Origin of the sequence: Bordetella parapertussis, from assembly GCF_020735925.1 — a bacterium.
Classification (GTDB): domain Bacteria; phylum Pseudomonadota; class Gammaproteobacteria; order Burkholderiales; family Burkholderiaceae_B; genus Bordetella; species Bordetella pertussis.
Genome location: NZ_CP085971.1, coordinates 4,449,545 through 4,471,316 on the forward strand (window position 1 = coordinate 4,449,545; position 21,772 = coordinate 4,471,316).

Annotated in this window: 15 protein-coding genes; 12 read left to right on the forward strand and 3 right to left on the reverse strand. The window is 59.2% G+C overall.

Translation table 11 applies throughout. The features are described from left to right. Window position 1: 1 nt before the first annotated feature. The 10 genes from LK409_RS21045 (at window position 2) to LK409_RS21090 (ending at window position 14,750) form a co-directional block, all read left to right on the forward strand. Window positions 2-1,300: a glycosyltransferase gene (locus LK409_RS21045; protein WP_010927306.1), complete on the forward strand. Its 1,299-nt coding sequence runs from the start codon at window positions 2-4 to the stop codon at window positions 1,298-1,300. Then, a complete protein-coding gene (locus LK409_RS21050; protein WP_003807073.1) occupies window positions 1,297-2,466 on the forward strand; it encodes an ABC transporter ATP-binding protein in 1,170 nt (389 codons plus the stop codon). The genes LK409_RS21045 and LK409_RS21050 overlap by 4 nt, the downstream gene beginning before the upstream one ends. Further along, window positions 2,459-3,667, forward strand: coding sequence for an ABC transporter ATP-binding protein (locus tag LK409_RS21055; protein ID WP_003807078.1), 1,209 nt, complete (start codon window positions 2,459-2,461; stop codon window positions 3,665-3,667). Before LK409_RS21050 ends, LK409_RS21055 begins: the two co-directional genes overlap by 8 nt. A 6-nt stretch (window positions 3,668-3,673) precedes the next feature. Then, entirely contained in the window at window positions 3,674-4,465 is a 792-nt protein-coding gene (locus LK409_RS21060) for an ABC transporter permease (RefSeq protein WP_003807080.1), read from the forward strand. A 218-nt stretch (window positions 4,466-4,683) separates the two neighbouring features. Beyond that, window positions 4,684-7,062, forward strand: a complete 2,379-nt coding sequence (locus tag LK409_RS21065) for a glycosyltransferase family protein (protein ID WP_226376455.1) — start codon at window positions 4,684-4,686, stop codon at window positions 7,060-7,062. Window positions 7,063-7,117: 55 nt separating this feature from the next. Further along, complete coding sequence (locus tag LK409_RS21070) at window positions 7,118-9,754, forward strand: glycosyltransferase (RefSeq protein ID WP_010927308.1); 2,637 nt, start codon at window positions 7,118-7,120, stop codon at window positions 9,752-9,754. 100 nt (window positions 9,755-9,854) lie between these two features. Then, the gene (gene asnB, locus LK409_RS21075; protein WP_003807086.1) at window positions 9,855-11,765 is read left to right on the forward strand and encodes an asparagine synthase (glutamine-hydrolyzing); all 1,911 of its coding nucleotides are present in this window, start codon (window positions 9,855-9,857) and stop codon (window positions 11,763-11,765) included. Between the two features lie 28 nt (window positions 11,766-11,793). Then, window positions 11,794-12,735 carry an NAD-dependent epimerase/dehydratase family protein gene (locus LK409_RS21080; RefSeq protein ID WP_003807090.1) on the forward strand — a complete coding sequence of 314 codons (942 nt, stop codon included), beginning with the start codon at window positions 11,794-11,796 and terminating at the stop codon, window positions 12,733-12,735. Window positions 12,736-12,739: 4 nt separating this feature from the next. Then, window positions 12,740-13,672: an NAD-dependent epimerase/dehydratase family protein gene (locus tag LK409_RS21085; RefSeq protein ID WP_003807092.1), complete on the forward strand. Its 933-nt coding sequence runs from the start codon at window positions 12,740-12,742 to the stop codon at window positions 13,670-13,672. Between the two features lie 4 nt (window positions 13,673-13,676). Beyond that, window positions 13,677-14,750 carry an SDR family oxidoreductase gene (locus LK409_RS21090; protein ID WP_003807093.1) on the forward strand — a complete coding sequence of 358 codons (1,074 nt, stop codon included), beginning with the start codon at window positions 13,677-13,679 and terminating at the stop codon, window positions 14,748-14,750. A 362-nt stretch (window positions 14,751-15,112) separates the two neighbouring features. On the opposite strand, the gene LK409_RS21095 is transcribed toward LK409_RS21090, so the two are convergent. The 3 genes from LK409_RS21095 to asnB (LK409_RS21105) form a co-directional block, all read right to left on the reverse strand. Continuing rightward, the gene (locus LK409_RS21095) at window positions 15,113-16,294 is read right to left on the reverse strand and encodes a transglutaminase domain-containing protein (RefSeq protein ID WP_010927309.1); all 1,182 of its coding nucleotides are present in this window, start codon (window positions 16,292-16,294) and stop codon (window positions 15,113-15,115) included. Window positions 16,295-16,416: 122 nt separating this feature from the next. After that, window positions 16,417-17,343 (reverse strand): hypothetical protein, encoded by a 927-nt coding sequence (locus tag LK409_RS21100; RefSeq protein WP_226376456.1) that lies wholly within the window; start codon window positions 17,341-17,343, stop codon window positions 16,417-16,419. A gap of 171 nt (window positions 17,344-17,514) precedes the next feature. Further along, entirely contained in the window at window positions 17,515-19,401 is a 1,887-nt protein-coding gene (gene asnB, locus LK409_RS21105; protein ID WP_010927311.1) for an asparagine synthase (glutamine-hydrolyzing), read from the reverse strand. A gap of 61 nt (window positions 19,402-19,462) precedes the next feature. On the opposite strand from asnB (LK409_RS21105), the gene LK409_RS21110 reads away from it, so the two are divergent. Next, entirely contained in the window at window positions 19,463-20,563 is a 1,101-nt protein-coding gene (locus LK409_RS21110) for a glycosyltransferase family protein (RefSeq protein ID WP_010927312.1), read from the forward strand. Then, window positions 20,553-21,770 (forward strand): glycosyltransferase, encoded by a 1,218-nt coding sequence (locus LK409_RS21115; RefSeq protein WP_010927313.1) that lies wholly within the window; start codon window positions 20,553-20,555, stop codon window positions 21,768-21,770. The genes LK409_RS21110 and LK409_RS21115 overlap by 11 nt, the downstream gene beginning before the upstream one ends. Window positions 21,771-21,772 lie beyond the last annotated feature (2 nt).

The window sequence follows — 21,772 nt, forward strand, 5'->3', positions numbered from 1 at the left end:
TGTGCTTGAGTTTGTAAAGAATTTTATTGAGAAAGATTTCTTCAAGAAGAACTATGTATTTCTGGTGAAATACGTATTTGGGCCGCTCTTTCGATTTCGGCGAAAATTCCTGCCGCGCAAAGCGGTACTCTACGTAGGGCAGTCGTACTATCACGCATGGAATTGCTCGCATGCGTTGCGGAGGCTGGGCTGGCGTGCTGATGTGCTCAACTGGGATATGCATGAAGGTTCCCAGATTTACTATCATGGCGAGGACTTTCGTTTTACCAAACATGGTGAAGAAGGCTATCAGGAGCAGCTGGATTTCTATCTGAAAGCGCTGTGGAAATACGATATATTCCATTTTTCAAATATTGGCGGAATGGTTTTTGGTTTTCCGTTTCAGTTGTCCATATCCGAGAAATTTCATCGTAACTTCGAAATTGAAGCGCTCAGATATCTGGGCAAGAAGATTGTTTATTCAAATAGCGGGTGCCTCGACGGTGTATCGCAGACGACATTCAGTCAATGGCCGCCGGCGTCGGTGTGTTCCATTTGTGTATGGCGTACCCGACCTGATGTTTGTAGCGATGAAAAGAATTTGAGTTGGGGGAAGTATCGAAATCAGATGGCGGACTATCAGTGTCTAATTGGGGGGAACCATGCAGACTACAACGATGATCCGCGGGTTCATGAGGAGCCGGAGTTTTACTGCATAGATCCTGATCTTCTGCATCCGGATTTGGAAGTGCCGGTACGTTTCAAGAAAGAATATCCACAGGGGACGATCTGTCTATATCATGCGGTAGGCAACCTTAAGGATCGAACCGATGACAGTGGGGTTAACATAAAATCCACGCACGTGTATCTGCCGTTGATCGATCGTTTGCGAAGTGAAGGCTACCCGATTGAATTGCTTTCGGTGACAGACGTGCCCAACCGTGACGTTCGTTTTTATCAAGTCCAGGCCGATATCTTTCTTGATATGTTGTCATTTGGTTTTTTTGGAGCCAACGGACGTGAAGCCTTGATGCTTGGCAAGCCTTTAGTCTGTTTCTTGCGGCCGGAGTGGCTGGAAAGCATGCGCGCCGAGATTCCGGAGTATGTAGACGAATTGCCGGTCGTCAACGCGACGCCTGAGACGGTCTACGATGTAGTCAAGGACCTCATCGAGAATCCGGAAAAGCGTGCCGAGATCGGGCGACGCAGCCGTGCCTTTGCGTTGAAGTGGCATTCCACCGATGCGGCGGGGCGACGCATGGACAGGGTCTACCGCCGGTTGTTGCGCGACCAGGGTTACGACGCGTCGAGGGCGCCATGAGCATCGCTATCCGTCGCGATGAGGAAATAGCGCTCAGTTGCCACGGTGTGAGCAAGTCCTTTGTTATCAGCGGTGAGCAGAACATCTGGCGCATGTTCTGTGCTCTGCCTGTACGGGGCGAGGTGTTTGCTGCGCTCAGGGACGTGTCGCTGGAGGTTCCCCGCGGGAAGATCGTGGGCATTCTTGGTCGCAACGGCGCTGGGAAGAGCACGCTGCTGCGGGTACTGGGCGGTGTATATCAACCCACCAGCGGCACTGTCGACGTGCGTGGCCAGGTATGCGGCCTGTTCGAGATGGGCGGATTCGGCAACCGAGAGTTGTCGGGCCGCGAGTATGCCACGCGCTATCTGACGGTAATGGGAGCGCCGCGCAAGGATCGCGGCGACTTGCTGGCCGACATCGCGGAGTTTTCAGAGCTGGGCGCCGATTTCGACCGCAAGATCCTGACTTATTCGGCGGGTATGGCTGCGCGTTTGTATTTTTCAACGGCAACCGCCATGCGACACGAAATCTATCTGATCGACGAGTTGCTGTCGGTCGGAGACGAGCATTTCCAGGCCAAGTGCTGGATCCGCATGCGCAATCTACTGCTCAATGGTGCATCGGGAATATTAGTTACCCATGACTGGGTATCGACCCTTAAGCTGTGTCAGCAGTCCCACATTCTTGAGCGCGGCTCCATCGTGGCGTCAGGCCGAACCGACGCCGCCGTCGTCAAGTATCTGGACTTGCCCGTGCCGGATGGTGCCTTGGCGCGATTCTGCGACAGCGACAGGGCGACTTGGCATGCAGTGGCGGGCGAAGACGCCGTGTTCGAGTTTGATATCGAGTCGGAAGAGGATATTCCGCTGGTTTTTACCTATTCAGTGGAACTGATGCGTATCGGTATCGGCTGGGACATTATGCTGCTGGGGCAACGGCCGATCGGAAGCGGCAATGGCCGTCGGCGGGTGCAACTGAAGGTTCCGGCGTTGCCCCTCGCGCCGGGCGAGTACTCGCTGACCGTGGGTCTGATAAAAGAAAAAACTCGAGCAGAGGATGAAGCTGTAATTTGCGACGCACGGGGCTGGACTACTGGGAATGGATACGTGCTCGAAGTTTCCGGCACGCTGGAACAAGGAACAACGATCTTGCCAATGGAAATAAGCGGGTGGATCGATGACTGACTCCGACCTTTGGATCCAGGTATCGGATGTACGCAAGCATTACGCCATCGGGAAATCTGGCCTCTCCGATGCCCTGGTATCCGCCCAATCCTCGGCGAATACGGGGCCTGGCGAGAAGATTGCTGTCGATGGCATCAGCCTGACGATCCGCAACGGAGAACGGCTTGGTATCGTAGGCCGCAATGGCGCAGGGAAGTCCACGCTGTTGCATATGGTCGCCGGATTGTCGGCCCCGACGGCGGGCAAGATAGACGTGCATGGCAGGGTAACCGCCATCATGACCTTGGGGTTGGGGCTGCGCGAGCATGCCAGCGGGCGCGAGAATATCTACATCGACGGCGAGGTGCAGGGTAAGAGTCGTGTGGAAATCGACGCGGTAATCGATGAAATCATCGAATTCGCGGAGTTGGGTGAGTTCATCGACATGCCGGTGCGGACGTATTCCACCGGGATGAAATCGCGCCTGGCATTTGCGATGATTTCGTGCCTGGAGCCGGAGATCCTGATTATCGATGAGGCACTGTCTGCGGGCGATGCCAAGTTTTCCGCCAAGGCGACCCGCAAGATCCAGGAGATTTGCGCCAAGGGGCGGATCGTCATCCTGGTGTCTCACTCGATGGCTTCCATTCAGTCGATGTGCAATCGCTGCCTCTGGATTGATCAGGGGAAAATCGTCATGGATGGCCTGCCCGACCAGGTATGCAAGGCCTATATCGACGCGGTGCGAAGCGAGGACGAAGCCAAGCTGCTGGAGCGGTTCCGGGACGAGGCCAGCACCCGGTTCTCGCTGGACGGCTGGGACGTCGATGCACTGTACGTGCTGCAAGGCGATACGGCGACCCAAAGGGTGCTTCTCGAGGCCGGGGAGGATGCGTTGATACGTACTAAAATCCAGGTCCCCACTGGCTGTGAAGAGGCCCAGCTCGTCATGTCGGTGACGCGCCTGGACGGACTGGTCGTCACGCAACGGCGCATTGCGCTGGATAAGTACACGGAGGCAGGCGTGGCGCGCGTTCAGTTCGCCATGCGGCCACTCGTACTGGGGCAGGGGGTATATCGGCTGGAGATCGCCGCCGAGCTTGGCCAGGCGCTTGTGGCGTCTCGCAGCATGATTTTCGAGGTTTTTGTACGGCAACCGCCTACCGGTGGTGTGCCCATGTTGCTATATCCGTCGGAAGCGACTGCATCACTTTTATCCTAGCTGGTCATGAGAATATTTGGTCTGGAACGGCGCGATATCGGCCTGATATACAACTTCTTTGTGCTTAACGTGCGCGACAAGTACCTCGGTTCGAGGTTGGGCAGCGTATGGGCGATCGCCAATCCGCTGTGCATGCTTGGCATCTTCACCTTTGTATTTGGTTTCGTCTACAAGGCGAAACTGCCGGGCGCGGATACAACACTGGCGTATGTGACTTGGCTGATCAGCGGTTACGGTCCCTGGATCGCCTTGTCCGAGGCACTGATGGCAGGAACCATGTCCGTCGTTTCAGCATCCGGCTTGGTCAAGAATCTCGCTTTCAAGACGGAAATTCTGCCGTTGGCGGCCGTGGCGACGGGTGTCGTGCCATTGACGGTCAGCCTCGTGTTTCTGACGATTTTGCTGGTCGCGGATGGCTCGATGCCGAGTTGGCATGTTGCCTGGATTCCACTGGTTATCCTGTTGCAGTTTTTCTTCATCGCGGCCATTGCACTGTGGTTGTCGGCGATCACCGTTTTCGTGCGGGATATCAGTTTCGTGTTGCCCAGCGTGCTGACGGTCCTGATGTTTGCGACACCAGTCTTCTACGCACTGGACATGATGCCGCAAGTGGTGCGCCGGGTATCCGAGTTCAATCCGCTCTATATCATCGTTGAAGGTTATCGGCAGCCGTTGATTCATCATGCCAGCCCGTCTGCGTGGGGATTGGCCTATGTGTTCGGGATTTCGTTGGTTATTTTCTATAGCGGCATGAAGGCATTCCGTCGCGTAAAGGGCAATTTCGAGGGGGCGTTGTGACGGTAGCCAGATATACGGAGGCCAGCGCATCTGGTCTGGCCCGGCATTTCGATGCGGTCATCATCCTTACGGATCAGCCCTGGCGGGAGGACCCGCTGGATCCGCGGTACGTCAGAGCGCGGCATTTCGCCGGGCAGTTGCCGGTGGTGGTCGTGGAACCAGGCTCGGTTACGCCAACCGGGCCGCTACGAATGTCTGGCGGCATAGAGGTCGTTGCCATGACTGCTCAGCCGACGCACGAAGCGGTCGATCGGTTGACTGAAGCCTTGCATGAGCACTCTATCCGGCGCCCCTTGTTCTGGCTGGAAGATTGTCGCGCTTATCTGGAGCTGTTGGATTGCTGGCCCAACGCGATGACGGTCTACCGCGCGAGCGGAGGAGGCGTTGCGGTAGGTGCTGGCGCGACGGTCGCGCTTCGTGAGGCGGCGACCTTGTTCCGCCAGGCCATGCCCCGTTATGTGCATCTGCTTGTCGCGACCGATGAGCACGTAGCGGCCACCTATCGCCGGTATGGGGAGTATGCGGGTCGTATCGAGGTATTGGCGGATGCCTACGGGTCGAATTTCGGTCAATATCTGAGCGTACCGCAAGAGGCAGTACCGTCGAGATCGGTTCTTTATCATGGCCCGATCGACGAAGCGCTCGACTATGAACTCTTGCATCAATTGGTGCATCTGCTACCCGACTGGAAATTCGTTTTTTGCGGCGCCGCCGATGATCAACTGCCGGCCTGGCGGGGATTGGCTGCGCATGGCAATGTGTCACATACGCCAACGCCGAGCGCTGCGGATTTGGGTGCCCAGTGTGCGGATGCCATGGCTGGCATCCTGCCTTTCAACATGGACGCTCGTTGGACGTCGCGTCGGAGGGCTGCACAGGCCCTATATGAAGCGGCCGGGCTGCCAGTCCTGGATAGGGCCGAGGGTGAGTGCCAGTTGCAGGCGCAGGCGTGGGTGGCGGCGCTGCATAGTTCGTTGGCGGAAGGGCGGGCGGAGGCCGGTGCCGATCACAAGCCCGGCTCCTCGTTGCTGGATGCGGCAAGCCATGGCGCGGCGCTTGGCGCAATGGTGGAGGACGCCTACCTGGCATTGTTGCGGCGGCCTCTCGATCACCGCCTGAACGTTCTGGTGTTGTACGACGATCGTTGGACGCATATTGGAACCGTCGAAGAGCACCTTGGTGCTTTTCAGAAGTATTCCCGCCACAACATATTTTATCTCCCGGTGACTCGACAGTCGCCCGAGCAGGATCGGCGCCTGGCGGCGGAGATCGACCTGTCGGTTTTCGACGTGGTCATCATGCATTATGCCGTTCGTTTGTCGTTGAAGGACTATTTGCCCGAGCCCATGGCGCTGCGAATCCGGCGCTTCACCGGGCTGAAGGTCCTCTTCATCCAGGATGAATACGATACGACCAATACGGCGAAGGCTTGGATCAAGCGCCTGGCTTTCGACATTGTCTATACCTGCGTGCCGCCGGCAGGCCGCGAATATGTCTACCCTGCCAGCGACTTCCACTGGACCGAGTTCCTGTCTACCCTGACCGGCTACGTGCCCGAGGATCCATCGCTGGGTCAGTACCTGCTTCCTCTGCGTGAGCGCGAGATCCTGGTGGCATATCGCGGCCGAATGTTGCCATATTTCTATGGCAGCCTGGGATGGCAAAAGTATCGGATAGGTGTGGACGTGAAGGCACTGGCGCAAGAGCGCGGGTTGCCGGTCGATATCGAGGTCGACGATACAAAGCGGATCTACGGTACGGACTGGTATCGCTTCCTGGGTTCGGCGCGCGCAACGCTGGGTACGGAAAGCGGATCCAACGTCTTTGATTTTGATGGCAATGTGCGCAGCGAGATAGAACGGCGTCTCGCGCAGAATCCCGAGCTGCCATTCGCGGAACTCTATAACGAGTTGCTCGAGCCGCTGGAACGGAATATCCGCATGAACCAGATTTCGCCCAAGATATTCGAGGCGATTCGTTTGCGAACGGCATTGGTGCTGTTCGAAGGGGAATACTCTGGCGCGCTGACGCCCGGCGTGCACTATATTGCGCTGAGCCAGGACTACGCCAATATCGATGAAGTCTTTGCGCGTCTGCAGGACCTGGATTTCCTGGAAAGGATGACGGAGCGGGCCTATGAGGACATCGTTGCCAGCGGGAGATACTCGTACCGCAGCTTCGTGGAAGGGGTGGACGCGGATATCGAGCAACGGTGGCTGTGCGGGCCGCGCGCGCGCATTTATGCGGCGCCGGTACTGGCTACAGATCGGCACGGCGCTGCCCATGTGATCATGCCGTCCGGCACGTCCGGCTGGTGCCTGTCCACTTCCATTCTGTCAGGTACCCTGCAGCGCGAGCAACTGGCTGGACATATGTCCACCGCCATGGGGAATTGGGCGCAAATCATGCTTGCCGAACGCAAGGCGGCCCGGCGCGCATATTTACGCGCACAGCCGCGGCGATATGCCGGGGCGGCTTACCGTCGCAGCATTGCATTGGCAAGGAGGGTATGGCATCGCATCCCGATGCCGGCGGCCTTCCGTCGCCAGGTCGTACGTGGCGTACGTGCCGCTAAAACCCGCTTGATGGGGCGCTGAGCATGTGCGAAGGCCAGGGTGAACTCGATGGCGCGCCACGCGGGAGGATGGCTCGATGAGACGCGTGGAACGTTTGCTGCTCGTCTGCTACTACGATCCAAATGGGATCGAAACCGTTCTCGACAACATCGGGTACGTCAAGGCGTATTCGGCCTTCCACGTCGATATCCTGAATCTCTTTGGCGCCGCCTCCGCCCTGACGCGCGGTGAAGGATATCGTCTGGCGGCCTATGATGGCGTCATTATTCACAACACGATTTCCTACAATCCTGCCAACCTCGAGTCGATAGATCGCCAATTTGTTCCGGCATTGAGTCAGTATGAGGGGGTGAAGATAATCTTCAAGCAGGATGAGCAATATCGCACCCTTGCGGTGGCCGAGTTCATCGGCAGCCGCGCTTTCGATCTGGTATTCACCTGTGTGGACGCGCAGGAACGTGCCAAGGTATATCCTCCCGACGTGGTTGGCGACCGGGTCGTTTTTCGGCAGATGTATACCGGATACGTGACGCCGAAGCTGCGTGCCCGGACGACGACTGGAGTTGAACGCGACATCGATATTTCTTATCGTGGCTCGTTGCAGCCGCTGTATTTTGGCCGGCTGGCATACGACAAGCGCCGGATCGGCGACGAGGTCTTGCATGCCGCGCAAGGCACCGGCCTGAAAACGGATATTTCGAGTCGCTGGGAAGACCGGCTCATGGGCGAAGACTGGTTTCGCTTCCTCGCTAGATCGAAGAGCACGCTGGGTGTTGAATCAGGAGCCAGCATCTTCGACTTCGATGGTGCGGTCGAGAAATTGTGCGGCGAGTTGGAGCAGCGTCGCAGCGATTTCACGGACGAACACAAGTACAGTGAATGGGTTCTGCAGCAGCTGGAGCCCTACGAAGGAAACGTCTACTACAACCAGATATCGCCGCGCCACTTCGAGGCGGGCGCTGCCCGTACATTGCAGGTCATGTACGAAGGCCGCTATTCCGACATTTTCCAGCCCTGGAAGCATTTCGTGCCGCTGCGCAAGGATCTCGGTAATTTCCAGCAGGTGTGCGAGTATGTGCTCGATCCACGGCTGCGGGGTGAAATCGTCGATCGTGTCTATGACGAAATCATCGCCAATCCGATCTATTCGATGAAGCATTTCATCGGGGAGTTGGATCAGGCTGTGGCCGAGGCGTTGGAGCGCAAGCCGAACCGCGCGGCGCCTACTCGGCGCGTGCCGGCTGACGGGCGCGACAACGTGTTGTTGCTGTGCGCGCATCTGCCCGCCGCCGACCCACGGATAGGCTGGGTTGCCGATTTCGCGCCTGCCGGCATTCGTGTGCATGTGATGGGGATGGCGGACGATATCGCCGCTCCCCTTGTCCGCCAACGCGCGCAGGGCGGGTTGGAAATCACGCAGCCCAGGGGCACTGGCGCCGACTGGGAGCGGTTGGCATTGATGCAGGATGAGCAGGGGGCCGGATTGGATGTCCTTTGCCGCTTGCGGATGCTGGAGCAGATGTCGCAAGCCCAGTTGAACGTGCTGGTGGACGGCGGTGTGACCGCTGAGCGGGCCTATGAGTTCAACTGGATGTGCAGTTATTTGCGCCGTACGAGCCAGGCGCTTGTTGCTGCCGCAATGAATGCGTCCGGATACTCGGCAATAGTCGCTGCGGATTTCGACTCCTTGATCGCCGCTGTCGTGCTCAAGCGGCTGTATGGGATCCCGGTCCTGTACGACGCGCACGAGTTCTGGCCTACTTCACTGGGACCTGCCACGGCGCCTTGGGAGGTTGCATTGTGGCAGCGCCTCGAGCGTCGCCTGCTGTCGGAAGTGGACAAGTCGATTTCGGTGTCGCCTCAACTGGCCGCGCACATGTCGAATTTTTATGGCCATTCCTTCGAGGCGGTGCCCAACTGCGAGCCACTCCAGGCCGCCACGGAGCCGGCGCCGCAGCATGCACCAAGGGACGAGTGCGTGTTTCTGTTTCAGGGGAACTTCATGCCCGGCAGGGGACTGGCGTTGCTCATCGAGGCGTGGGGCCGTACCCATCCGAGTGCGATCCTGCAATTGCGCGGACCGGACCGGCCCTATAAGCGCGAACTGGAGCGGTTGGCCGAGCGGACTGGCTTGCTGGGTACCCGGATATTCTTTCCCGAGGCTGTTGCCGAAAACGCATTGGTCGCGGCAGCGGCGCAGGCGGATGTCGGGCTGGTGCCGTACGAGCCGACTACGTTGAACAGCAAATATTGCAGTCCAAACAAGCTGTCGCAGTATATGGCGGCGGGCTTGCCCATATTGGCCAATAGGTTGGAATTCGTGGCGCAGGAGATTTCCCTGGCGGGATGTGGAAGCGTTGTGGATTTTGCGCACGGTGACGAACTGGTGCGCGTCGTCGACCATTACGCTGTCGACGCCCAATTGAGACAGCGCGAGGGCGAGTGTGGCCGGCGATACTTCCGGCAGCATTTCCACTGGGAGGCGGTAAGCGCGCCGCTGTACACTGCGTTGGCATCTCTGTCGGCCCTGCCAGGAAAGCATGAGTCGTTCAGTATCAATGTGGCCGGTATTGGGGACGGGGTTGGCGCTGGTGTCGATCCTCGCCCGGTCTGGAAGCGCACCCTGTCCCGCTTGTGGGGGATGCTACCGACGCCGGCCAAGTCGGCGTTGAAGCCAATGCTGTTGAAATTGATCGCCAGGTTTCGCGGCTAGCCGCTGCCTTACAGGATCGGACGACTTGCTACACTCGTGCCTGCCGTGGCCTGAAAGGGCTAGCAAGCTATTTTCAGACAATCAGCCTTATTGACAATATATGTGCGGAATATTCGGCGCTCTTTGGCACCAGGGGAAGTCGGTCAGTGCGATCGAACAACAGCTTCAAGTAGGTATAGCACGCCAGCAGCATCGAGGCCCCGACGGGCATGGCACATGGATAGACCCGCAGGGGCGATTGGGCTTGGCACATGTGCGTCTGTCCATTATCGACCTGGTGTCGGGCGCGCAACCCATGCGCGGCAATTCGGGTAACGTCATAACGTATAACGGCGAAATCTATAACTATATAGAATTGCGTCGAGAGCTTGGTGAGGACAGTTTCGAGACGACCTCGGATACTGAAGTCATTCTGCGTGCGTACGAGAAGTGGGGCGAACGCTGCGTGGATCGTCTGGAGGGTATGTTCGCCTTCGCGATCTGGGATGCGAAGCGCGGTGAGATGTTCGTGGCGCGCGATCGCTTCGGTATCAAACCTTTCTACTATGCCTGTGTCCAGGGCGGGTTCTATTTTGGATCGGAGGTCAAAGCGCTGACGCCGTTCCTGAATCGCGTCGAGACTGATGCCAATGCGCTGCATGACTATTTTGCCTTTCAGTTCTGCCTGGGTGAGAAGACGCTATTTGCTGGTGTGCGCCAGCTCAAACCGGCACACTGCGGCTATGTTGGGCGCGACCTGGAACTGAAACAGCGGCAATACTGGGAAGTGCAATACGATCTCGACTGGGATCATACCGAAAAGTATTTCGTCGAACAGGTGCGAGAGAAGCTGCAGCATTCGGTCGATATGCACATGCGCAGCGACGTCGAGGTTGGCGCCTATATCAGTGGTGGTGTCGATTCGAGCCTGGTCGCGGCGATGGCGCGTCATGGGCGTAGGAGCTCCCGTTTCCAGGGATTTACGGGGAAATTCGCTCTGGGCGACGCCTTCGACGAGTCTCGTTATGCGCAGGCCCTGGCGGACGAGCACGATATCCTGTTGCATCAGGTGGATATCACCGAAGACGATTTCGTCAACGATATCGCGAAGGTAATTTATCACCTTGACCAGCCGGTGGCCGGGCCTGGTTCGTTCCCCCAATACGCTGTGTCGCGCCTGGCCAAGGATCATGTCAAGGTGGTATTGGGCGGACAGGGCAGCGACGAGATGTTCGGGGGTTACGCCCGGTATCTGATCGCATACTGGGAACAATGCATCAAGGGTGCCTTGGACGGCACCATGCACGACGGCAATTACATCGTCACCTATGAATCCATCATTCCAAATCTCCGTACGCTGCGCAATTACAAGCCCCTGATTCAGGAGTTCATGGCTGAGGGGATTTTTGATTCACGGGACAAGCGCTATTATCGTCTGATCAACCGCTCCAATACCTTCGGAAACGTCGTCAACTGGGGGATGTTCGAGGGTATCGCATCCTCGTTCGATGATTTCAAGCAGATATTCTGGGGCAAGAATGTCGGCAAGGAATCATACTTCGATTCGATCACCCATTTCGATTTCAAGACGCTGCTGCCAGCCTTGCTGCAGGTAGAAGACCGGATGAGCATGGCGCACGGCATCGAGTCGCGCGTGCCGTTCCTTGATCACAAGCTGATCGAATTGGTCGCGACGGTGCCCGCCAATGTGAAATTCCAGAACGGCGAATTGAAGCGCCTGCTGCGCGTCGCTTTCCAGGATATGCTTCCCCAGGCGATCCGTGAGCGCAAGGACAAGATGGGATTCCCCGTTCCGCTGCAAGTCTGGATGCGCAAAGGCGGCAAAGCGCGCGAGTTCATTCTTGACACGTTCCGGAGCCAGAATGCGCGCAGCCGCGCCTATTTGGCCCCCGGTTTCGATATCGAGAAAATGATGGAGCAAGAGGGGCTGTTCAGTCGCAATATCTGGGCATTCCTGAGCCTGGAACTTTGGCAACAGCAGTTCCATGATGTACACAGGCAAACAATCTAGGCAACAAATCAAGCATTGAGGCACAGTCATGAAGAAAGTATTTATTACGGGTATTTGCGGCCAGATCGGCTCGCACATCGCGGAGCTCCTGCTCGAGCGTGGCGACAAGGTGGTTGGGATCGATAATTTCGCCACCGGCCGTCGCGAGCACCTCAAGGACCATCCCAATCTCACGTTCGTCGAAGGGTCGATTGCCGACCACGCCCTGGTCAACCAGCTGATCGGCGACCTGCAGCCTGACGCGGTCGTGCATACCGCCGCGTCGTACAAGGATCCCGACGATTGGTACAACGATACGCTGACCAATTGCGTCGGCGGTTCGAACGTCGTTCAAGCGGCGAAGAAGAACAATGTCGGCCGCTTCGTGTATTTCCAGACCGCCCTGTGCTACGGCGTCAAGCCGATCCAGCAGCCGGTGCGCCTGGATCATCCGCGCAACCCGGCCAACAGCAGCTATGCGATCTCCAAGTCGGCGAACGAGGATTATCTGGAGTATTCGGGCCTGGATTTCGTGACTTTCCGCCTGGCCAACGTGGTCGGTCCGCGCAACGTCAGCGGCCCGCTGCCGATCTTCTTCCAGCGCCTGTCCGAAGGCAAGAAGTGCTTCGTGACCAAGGCCCGCCGTGATTTCGTCTTCGTCAAGGACCTGGCCCGCGCGACGGTGCGTGCCGTCGACGGCGTCGGGCACGGCGCCTATCATTTCTCGTCGGGCACCGACGTCGCCATCAAGGAACTGTACGACGCCGTCGTCGAGGCCATGGCTCTGCCGTCCTATCCGGAACCCGAGATCCGCGAGCTGGGGCCGGACGATGCGCCGTCGATCCTGCTGGATCCGTCGCGCACCATCCAGGACTTCGGCAAGATCGAGTTCACGCCGCTCAAAGAGACCGTCGCCGCTGCCGTGGCGTATTTTCGCGAGTATGGTGTTTCGGGTGGCTACACCCATTTGAAGATCAACGAGAACAAGTGATCCCATGCGTATTCTGATCACCGGAGGCGCGGGTTGCCTGGGCTCGAACCTGATCGAGCACTGGTTGCCGCAGGGCCACGAAATCCTGGTCATCGACAACTTCGCGACCGGCAAGCGGGAGGTTCTGCCACCCGTGGCCGGATTGAGCGTCATCGAAGGCTCGGTCACGGACGCCGGCTTGCTCGAACGCGCGTTCGATTCGTTCAAGCCGACGCATGTCGTGCACAGCGCGGCCGCGTACAAGGATCCCGACGACTGGGCCGAGGACGCCGCGACCAATGTGCAGGGCTCGATCAACGTGGCCAAGGCGGCATCGAAGGCCGGCGTGAAGCGCCTGTTGAATTTCCAGACCGCGCTGTGCTACGGACGCCCGGCGACGGTACCGATTCCGATCGACAGCCCGACGGCCCCCTTTACCAGCTACGGCATTTCCAAGACGGCGGGTGAAGCGTTCCTGATGATGAGCGACGTGCCCGTGGTGTCGCTGCGCCTGGCCAACGTCACCGGGCCGCGTCTTGCCATTGGCCCGATCCCGACCTTCTACAAGCGCCTGAAGGCGGGGCAGAAGTGTTTCTGCAGCGATACGGTGCGCGACTTCCTCGATATGTCGGATTTCCTGGCGATTGCCGACCTGAGTCTGCAGGAAGGACGGCCGACCGGGGTCTTCAACGTGTCGACCGGCGAAGGGCATTCGATCAAAGAGGTGTTTGACGTCGTGCTCGACTATGTTGGCGCCACGTTGGCCGAACCCGTGCCTGTCGTTGCTCCGGGGGCGGACGATGTGCCCAGCGTGGTCCTGGATCCCTCGAAGACCGAGACGGAATTCGGCTGGAAGGCCAAGGTCGATTTCAAGGACACGATTACCGGGCAACTGGCCTGGTACGACAAATATGGTGTGACGGACATTTTCAGCCACCTGTCCGCGCCCAAGACCTGAAGAGTTGCCAGTAATCATGAATGCATCGAAATTAGCCAATACCAACGTCATGGTCGTCGGCGGCGCCGGCTTCGTTGGAAGCAATCTGGTCAAACGCCTGCTCGAGCTGGGCGTGAACCAGGTGCATGTCGTCGACAATTTGCTGTCGGCCGAGAAGATCAATGTGCCGGATCACCCCGCCGTGCGCTTCTCCGAGACGTCCATCACGGACGACGCCTTGCTGGCGTCGCTGCAGGATGAATACGACTACGTGTTCCACCTCGCGACTTATCACGGCAATCAGAGCTCCATCCATGATCCGCTCGCCGATCATGAGAACAACACGCTGACGACCCTGAAGCTGTATGAGCGCTTGAAGCATTTCAAGCGCTTGAAGAAAGTGGTGTATTCCGCCGCGGGTTGCTCGATCGCGGAGAAGACCTTCGACGACGCCAAGGCAACCGAAGAAACCGACATCGTGTCGCTGCACAATAACGACAGCCCGTATTCGATGTCGAAGATATTCGGCGAGTTCTACTCCGTCTATTATCACAAGCAACATCAGCTGCCGACGGTGCGCGCGCGCTTCCAGAACGTGTACGGTCCGGGGGAAATCCTGGGCGCGGGCCGCTGGCGCGGCACGCCCGCCACGGTGTGGCGCAACGTCACGCCGACCTTCATCTACAAGGCGCTCAAGGGGATGCCCTTGCCGCTGGAGAATGGCGGCGTGGCCACGCGCGACTTCATTTTCGTCGAGGACGTGGCCAACGGCCTGATCGCCTGCGCGGCGGATGGCACGCCGGGCGGTGTCTATAACATCGCCAGTGGCAAGGAAACCAGCATTGCTGATCTGGCTACCAAGATCAACGAGATCACCGGGAACAATACGGAGCTGGACCGCCTGCCGAAGCGCCCGTGGGACAACTCGGGCAAGCGTTTCGGCAGCCCGGAGAAGGCGCGCCGCGAGCTGGGGTTTTCTGCCGACGTATCGATCGACGATGGGCTGCGCAAGACGATTGAGTGGACCAAGGCCAATCTGGCCGTGATCGAGCAGATCATGCGGAAACACGATTCGGCGTTGGCCACGTACGGCAAATAAGACGGCGGACTGGAAGTTCCCCGGCCCGGCCTGTTCCCGACCCTGATCAAGTCAGCATGGTTGCCTGATACGACACGGGATCATGCCGTGCAGAAATGGGTGCGGGAACAAGCAGTCAGCTTTGCGTTCAAGCAGGGCGTGGGTCGGGGCATGTGCCCGCGGGCTGGTGCAAGACGGCTGGAGGGCGGACGATCCGTTGGCCGAGAAGTCCGTCCCATGCCTGTTGAAGATAGCGGGGCGGCTAAACTGCCGTTGTCGCAACGTTGTGCCGATCACCCCAGATCCGGGGGGGGGGGCTGCATAGCACTGCGGCCTGTCTCCCCACATAGAGCAGATGTCATGGGGCCCTCGTCGCGGTCGATCTAGTTCGGGGCGCTGGCGCGCTTTGCCGACCGTATTGGCTCAATCGACGAAAGCACAACATAACAGTGTGGATCTGAGCCTTGGACCGAAATGCGATCCTGTTGCTGGAACGTATTGGTTAGTATGGTGCCGGGGCGAATATCGAACTCCTCATCGCCTATCTGCAGGCGCGACTGTTTACAACCCGCCATGCCGGAAATGTTCACCTGCAGTTCGGTGTGCTTGTGGTTCGATGAAATCTGCATTTCCATCGTGGCGCGTTCCGGCACGGTGCCAACATAATTGGGCATGTGCGCAAACTTCTCCGCTTGGTCAGCCAGTTTTATTTGGAGCAGGCCGCCACCGTCGCGCGTGACCTGCAGGTCACGCCCCTTTAGGTAAATGAATGGATCGTACTTGGCCATCCGTTGTGCGATATACCAGACATCCGTCGTTCCAGTAAAGCGGTGGCCTTTCCCGGCCAGGACTTCGTCCAATGACATGGCTGACAGTAGGTCATTCCGCTGCGCGAGCCATAGCGATCCCCAGGTGATATCCACATAGCGCCATTTCTTGTCGACCAACACCTCTGCAGCTGCGTGGCTGGCTCGGCTATTGGCATTGGGATCTATGTACCAGAAACCTACTGACCTGGCCTCCAAGCCCAATCGGTGCATGAGTTCAAGAAACAGGTATTGATGGTTACCGCAAATTCCAAAGCCACCATCCAGGCAAATTTCCTGTTGCGCCATATTGGGCTTTATGAAGCCCGCTCCTAGCGTGCTTTGATTCCAGCTGTAGCGCGCACTACTGGCTAACGTGCGAATGAGGTTCATCGCTTCGGTCACCATGAACATCTGCGTCAAGGGAGATGCACCGGCCGCCTCCCCTTTGCCCCCTGGAGTAACGTTCGCCGCGCCTTCGCCTGCCGTCCTGACCAGGCAAGCGTAGCGCTCCATTGATTCTTTCTGCATACAAGGGAGCTGACCGCCGTCGTATCCTGAAGGCGTAGCAAGTCCGGCAGGGGGCGGACTTTCGTTGGATTTTTCAACTTCGCGGGTGGCAGGTTCGGCGGCTGGCTTTGCAGTCGCATTGGTTGCAGCGGGCGTTGCAGATGTGGCGCGTTGGAGAGCATAGCCGCCAAGACCGGAGCCGAGTAGCAGTGTCAACAGCAAACCGATGATGTAGCTCTTGCGAATCATGGCGAAAACAGTATGGAGAGCGGTAACGTTGGCTCTCGGAGGCTAAAATATACGCTTGCTTCATTCCCAGCTACGCTTGCGCATGCAAGAAGAATGCAAGCATGACGGTCAATGTGAGTTGCTCAATTTTCCGTCGCCGCCGGCTTTGGGGCTGCCTGCTGGTTCTGGGCTTGTGTTCTTGCCAGGGATGTCGCACCGGGAGTAGGGAAGCGCAAGAGCGGCGGGTGAACGTTCTTTAGCTGGCCGGCAGGAATAATGCCGTTGAACGCCATGAAATATTCAGGGCTAAAAAAATAATACAGTAAGTCGGATGGCTTATACAGGCCATTATAGACAGAATTGGAAATTCTCTTCATGACGGCAGTGATGCCCGGGTCGTCGTGCATATAGGCAATCACGAAATTCCGCGCCGCAGCGCGTCGGCTGCTTAGCAAATCATCGAAGCCGATTTTGACCACCATGCCAATGGTGGGGTCTAGCAGCAGACTGGTCCCTGAAATGGTGATCATGCCTTGCGCATAATTGCCGGTGGCCCCGCCGTCAAAACCAAGCATGCGCATCTGACTGCGCTTGGGGGTCACGTGTAGCGCATCAAGGTAGTTTCCCAGCAACAACAGATAATTGTCCGATGTCAGGGAAGGCGCGGCCAGCAGGTCGGGTAGCTTATAGGCGGAGAAGCTGCCAAAAGGTGCCGAGGCGTTTGTAGCGATCGTGGCAAAAACCACCCGATGGCCCAAGTCATCGAGCTGCATATCCTTGGTGCGCTCGGTGATTTCTGCACGGCACTCATTGTAGGCATCGGCGATGTTGGGAAGGTCGGATTTGATTTGCTGGATCAGTGCTGGCGTCAAACAGCTCAGCTTTGCCGTATCGACAGCCAGTGTTTTTATGGCACGGCTGCTCGCCCTTGCAGAATCCTGGTTCGAACGGTTGTCTTGCGCCTCCAAGGCCGGTGCGGTCAGTAGACCCAATAACAGCAGTCCTGAGGCGACAATTGTCGCTACAACAATGGCCGATCGGCTCGATTGGGTAAGTTCTGGCAGTTTCATGCCTCTTCCTATTTCGCTGCGTTCGGCGAACTCATGCATGGATTCGACAGCGAAATCCTCTGCCTTGTCGGTGTGTGCAGGCCTGAGCGCTGCCACGTGCTGGTCGTCCGTATCGATGTGAAAGTACCGACCGCCGGTCGGCGCGCCCGTCGCTGTGGAGTCGTGTATGCGTTATGGCAGAACCGTCGCGTGCTGCATCCACCGCTGGAAATTCACCCAGCGCCACGCCTGCCAGGAAAACGGCGTCGCGCCGGCGATCATGGCGTCGAACTGCGCGGTGACTTCGGCGTTGCGCAGAAATGGAATGTCCGCGGCGTCCACCAGCCATTGACGCATCTGAGGCGCTGTAGCCTGCATCCACTGTTGCTCAGGGGTCGCGAAGCCGATTTTATCATCCCTATCCAGGATCAAATCCGGAACAATCCCACGCATGGCCTTGCGAAAAATGTGCTTGGTTTGACCCGAGTCGGAGACGAGGTAGCGTTCCGGAAGGCTCAGGGCGAACTCCGCAAGATCCTGGGTCAGGAAGGGCACGCGGCTTTCGACGGAGAACCGCATGGAGTTCCTGTCGCCGTGCCGCAACAGGGCGCCCAGGCCGCGGTGATACAGCGCGTGCGCCAGTTCGTTGACGAGGCGGCGTCCGCGCAGGGGCGTGGCGGCCGCCCAGGCATGGGCGGGCTCGCGCATGGTCACGCCCTGGTCGCGCAAGACCTGCGCATCCAGCCAGGCAGGGGCGTGCTGCCGGCCCGTGGCATGCCGCAGGTTGGCCAGGTGGCGGCCGCCGGCGGCCAGCGCGGCGGCCTGCAACAGCCGGGCGGGCGCGCCGCGGCCTTGCTGCCTCAGCAGCCTGGCGGCGGCGCCAAGGCGGCTGGTTTCAAGCAGGCTGGCGAGGCGCTCGGTCGGGTATCCGCCGTAGCCGCCCAGCAGTTCGTCCGCGCCTTGGCCATCCAGGGTCACGACGACGCCATGTTCGCGTGCCAGCTTGAAAACCCGGTACTGGGCGTAGATGCTGGTGCTGCCCACGGGTTCGCCCTGCACGCGGATGAGGTCGTCCAGGTCGTCCAGGAGTTCGTGCGGGGCGATATGTATCTTGTGGCCGGTGGCGCCGCAATGTTGGTTCACCAGGTCGACCCAGCGCTCTTCCGAGCGGTGCGCATCGTCGGAGATGAAACTGAATGTCTGGATGGGCAGGTCGGGTTCCAGCCAGCGCATGGCGCATACGATGGCCGAGGAATCGATGCCGCCGGACAGGGCGGCGCCGATCGGGACGTCGCTGCGCAGGTGCAGGCGGACGTTGTCCAGGAAGCGGGCGCGCAGTTCCTCGGCCGCCTCCTGGAACCCGATGGGCCGGCATTCCTGCGATGCCGGGTCATCCCATGCCATAGGCTCGCCCGCCCGGCCCGTGCGCAGGTCCAGCGTCAACAGGTGGCCGGCCGGCAGCTGCCGGATGCCGGCAATGAAGGTGTCTGGCGGCTGGTCGTACTGCCCGTAGGCCAGGTAATCATAGGCGCGCTGCCAGTTCAGGCGCGGAGGGTGCGGCAGCAGGGCCTGGACGGCCGGCAATTCCGAGCCGAACAGCAGGCGTTCCGGGGCCGCATGGTAGTACATCGGCTTGATGCCGAAGGCATCCCGCGCCAGGGTCAGCGTCTGTTGCCGGCGATCGTACAGCGCGAAGGCGAACATGCCCTTGAAGCGGCGCAGCGCGGCGACGCCCCAATGCTGCCAGGCAGCCAGCAATACCTCCGTATCGCTGTCGCCGCGGAAGATCGCGTCGATTTGCCGCAGTTCGGATCGCAGTTCCCGGTAATTGTAGATTTCACCGTTGAACACGACGGCCAGGCGATCGGCGTCGGCATGCATGGGCTGGTGGCCGGCCGCGCTCAGGTCGATGACCGCCAACCGGGTATGTCCCAGCGACAAGCGTCCGTGCGGCGCGGCGAAGTGCTCGCTGCCGCGATCGTCGGGCCCTCTGTGGGCCAGCTTCCGTAGTCCGGCGGCAAAGCGCGCGTCTTCGTGTTCGTCGTGGTGTCGCCACCATGCGCCCAATACACCGCACATAATTTCAGGACGTCGAAAGGAAGATTGCGGCCATGGAGTGGGAAACAGGCCTGTAGATTGAGTGAGCAATGCTATCATGGCCGGGCTTTTCTGGCTCGGTGACATGAGAATTGCGTATCTAACCTTCGAATTGCCGGACACCCGGACGGGCGTTGGTAAAAAAATACTTGCCCAGGGGAATTTCTGGCGAGCGGCTGGAAATCAGGTGCGGAATTTCGTGCTGCGTGCGCCGGCTTTCCCGGCCCTCAATGAGGTCGAGTTTCTTTGCCAGCGCCGTCCTGGCGGCCCCATGGTGGCGGCAATGTTGTCCGGCGCGCGTATAGGCGCCGCCCTCGAGGCCTGGCGGCCTGACGTGATTTACGCCCGGCAAATGCTGTGGTGGCCGGGGGCACTGCGCGCGTTGCGGGCCGCGCCGCTGATAATCGAATACAACTCCATCGCAAGGAACGAATATCGTTCCAGCTCGAAACTCAAATATTTGCTGGAAATTACCTCGTCCAGGTATTTCCCGCGGCAGGCCCGGGGTATTGTCGCGGTCACGCCAGAGTTGCTCGCCACGGTGCCGGCGACGCAGGCCGAAGGTATTGTCATCGGTAATGGCTACGACTTTGCGAAGGCGGTGCCGCGCGCTGCGCCGGATAATGCGCGCGCGCGGCTTCTGTTGGTCGGTTCTCTCGGGCAGCCGTGGTTGGGTGCGGACAAGGTGGCGCGCATGGCGGCGCTCATGCCTGAATATGATTTCGACGTGGTGGTACCCGGTTTGAAACTGGCGGGCCCGCCCAATCTATATTGCCATGGCGCATTGTTCGATGCCGACCTGGCGGCCCGCTATGCCGCCACCGATGTGGCGCTGGGCACCCTGGCCTTGCACCGCAAGGGCATGGCGCAGGCCGCGCCGTTGAAGACGCGTGAATACCTGGCGTATGGAATTCCGGTCGTGGGCGGTTATGATGATCCGGATCTCGACGGCGCTGCCTATTGGTTGAATATAGGTAATGCCGAAGACAATATTGATCGGAATATTGAGAACATCCGCAATTTCGTGACGCAATGGCGAGGCAGATTGCCCGATCGCGGGGACATCGAGTCCCGGCTTGGTTTCTCGGGCAAGGAGTGCGCGCGGTTAGATTTCTTTGAGCGAGTCCGCCAGCATGCCGGTTAGACGCATTGCGCTGATTACCAATGGGTACCCCGACATCTACGCGCGGGAGCGGTCGTTCATCCTGCCCGAACTCAAGGCGCTGCTGGCGTATGGCCACCAGGTGACGCTCGTCCCCGTGCGCGAGGTGACCGAGGTCGATCCGGATTTGCCCGACGGGGTCGCGGTGGAACGCCAGCTTGCGCATCTGTACCGCCCTTGGCAATTGCCCGCTACCGTTTTGTGGATGATGTTTCGCGGTTATTTCTGGCGCGAAGCCTGGCAGTGCCTGGGACGCGGCCGGCTGCGTTATCTGGGGCATTTCTTCAAGGAAAGCGTGCGGGCGACCAACACGCTGCGCATGCAGTCGGCATTGCGCGACTACGACGTGCTGTACACATACTGGTTCAAAGGGGAGTCGACCGGCATATCGCTGATGCCGGGAACGCACGCGCGGCGGCTGACCCGCGCGCATGGCTACGACTTGTACGAGGACCGTCCCAATAACGAGGGATATATTCCCTATCGTGAAATGACGCTGCCGCGGCTGGACCGGGTCGTGGTGCTGTCCGAGGAGGCGCGTGCCTATCTGGAGCAGCGCTACCCGGCCTCGGTGGGTCGCACGGTGGTTTCTCCGCTGGGCGTCGCGCACGAATCGGACGAGAACCCCGGCCCGGAAGCGGACCGCATCGTGCTGGTGTCCTGCTCGTACCCCACGCCGAACAAACGCCTGCCCTTGATCGGCCAGTTGGCGGCGGCGGTGGCCTGCGCTCGGCCTTCAGTCAAGGTGGTCTGGATGCATTTCGGCTGCCGGCGCGAAGAGGCGGGCTTGCCCGTGGATTTTGCAGGCCCCCCCAATCTGTCGGTGCAGTTTGCCGGCGAGGCCCCCAACGAGCATATCCGCCGCTGGTACGCCACCCGGCCGGTCAGCTTCTTCGTGAATCTGAGCCAGTCCGAGGGGCAGCCGGTTTCGATCATGGAGGCGATGGCGTTCGGCATTCCCGTCATGGCCACGGGCGTGGGGGGCATACCTGAAATGCTGCGCCATGGGGGCGGCATGACGTTGCCCGAGCAACCCGATGTGAATGCCGTTGCGCGCGAGATGCTGAGCCTGCTGGATGATCCGTCGCGCTACCAGGCGATGCGCGAGGCGGCCCGCGAAACCCAACTGGCCTATTTCAATACCAGCGCCAACCACCGGACGCTGGCCGACCTGATCGGCGAGTTCTAGAA

What these genes read in the sequence shown, in the direction of transcription:
- LK409_RS21065 (WP_226376455.1), top strand. Translation starts at nt 4,684, where the DNA reads ATGACTGCTCAGCCGACGCACGAAGCGGTCGATCGGTTGACTGAAGCC.
- LK409_RS21080 (WP_003807090.1), top strand. Translation starts at nt 11,794, where the DNA reads ATGAAGAAAGTATTTATTACGGGTATTTGCGGCCAGATCGGCTCGCAC.
- LK409_RS21095 (WP_010927309.1), bottom strand. Translation starts at nt 16,294, where the DNA reads ATGATTCGCAAGAGCTACATCATCGGTTTGCTGTTGACACTGCTACTC.
- LK409_RS21050 (WP_003807073.1), top strand. Translation starts at nt 1,297, where the DNA reads ATGAGCATCGCTATCCGTCGCGATGAGGAAATAGCGCTCAGTTGCCAC.
- LK409_RS21115 (WP_010927313.1), top strand. Translation starts at nt 20,553, where the DNA reads ATGCCGGTTAGACGCATTGCGCTGATTACCAATGGGTACCCCGACATC.
- LK409_RS21055 (WP_003807078.1), top strand. Translation starts at nt 2,459, where the DNA reads ATGACTGACTCCGACCTTTGGATCCAGGTATCGGATGTACGCAAGCAT.
- LK409_RS21070 (WP_010927308.1), top strand. Translation starts at nt 7,118, where the DNA reads ATGAGACGCGTGGAACGTTTGCTGCTCGTCTGCTACTACGATCCAAAT.
- LK409_RS21085 (WP_003807092.1), top strand. Translation starts at nt 12,740, where the DNA reads ATGCGTATTCTGATCACCGGAGGCGCGGGTTGCCTGGGCTCGAACCTG.
- asnB (WP_003807086.1), top strand. Translation starts at nt 9,855, where the DNA reads ATGTGCGGAATATTCGGCGCTCTTTGGCACCAGGGGAAGTCGGTCAGT.
- asnB (WP_010927311.1), bottom strand. Translation starts at nt 19,401, where the DNA reads ATGTGCGGTGTATTGGGCGCATGGTGGCGACACCACGACGAACACGAA.
- LK409_RS21060 (WP_003807080.1), top strand. Translation starts at nt 3,674, where the DNA reads ATGAGAATATTTGGTCTGGAACGGCGCGATATCGGCCTGATATACAAC.
- LK409_RS21100 (WP_226376456.1), bottom strand. Translation starts at nt 17,343, where the DNA reads ATGAAACTGCCAGAACTTACCCAATCGAGCCGATCGGCCATTGTTGTA.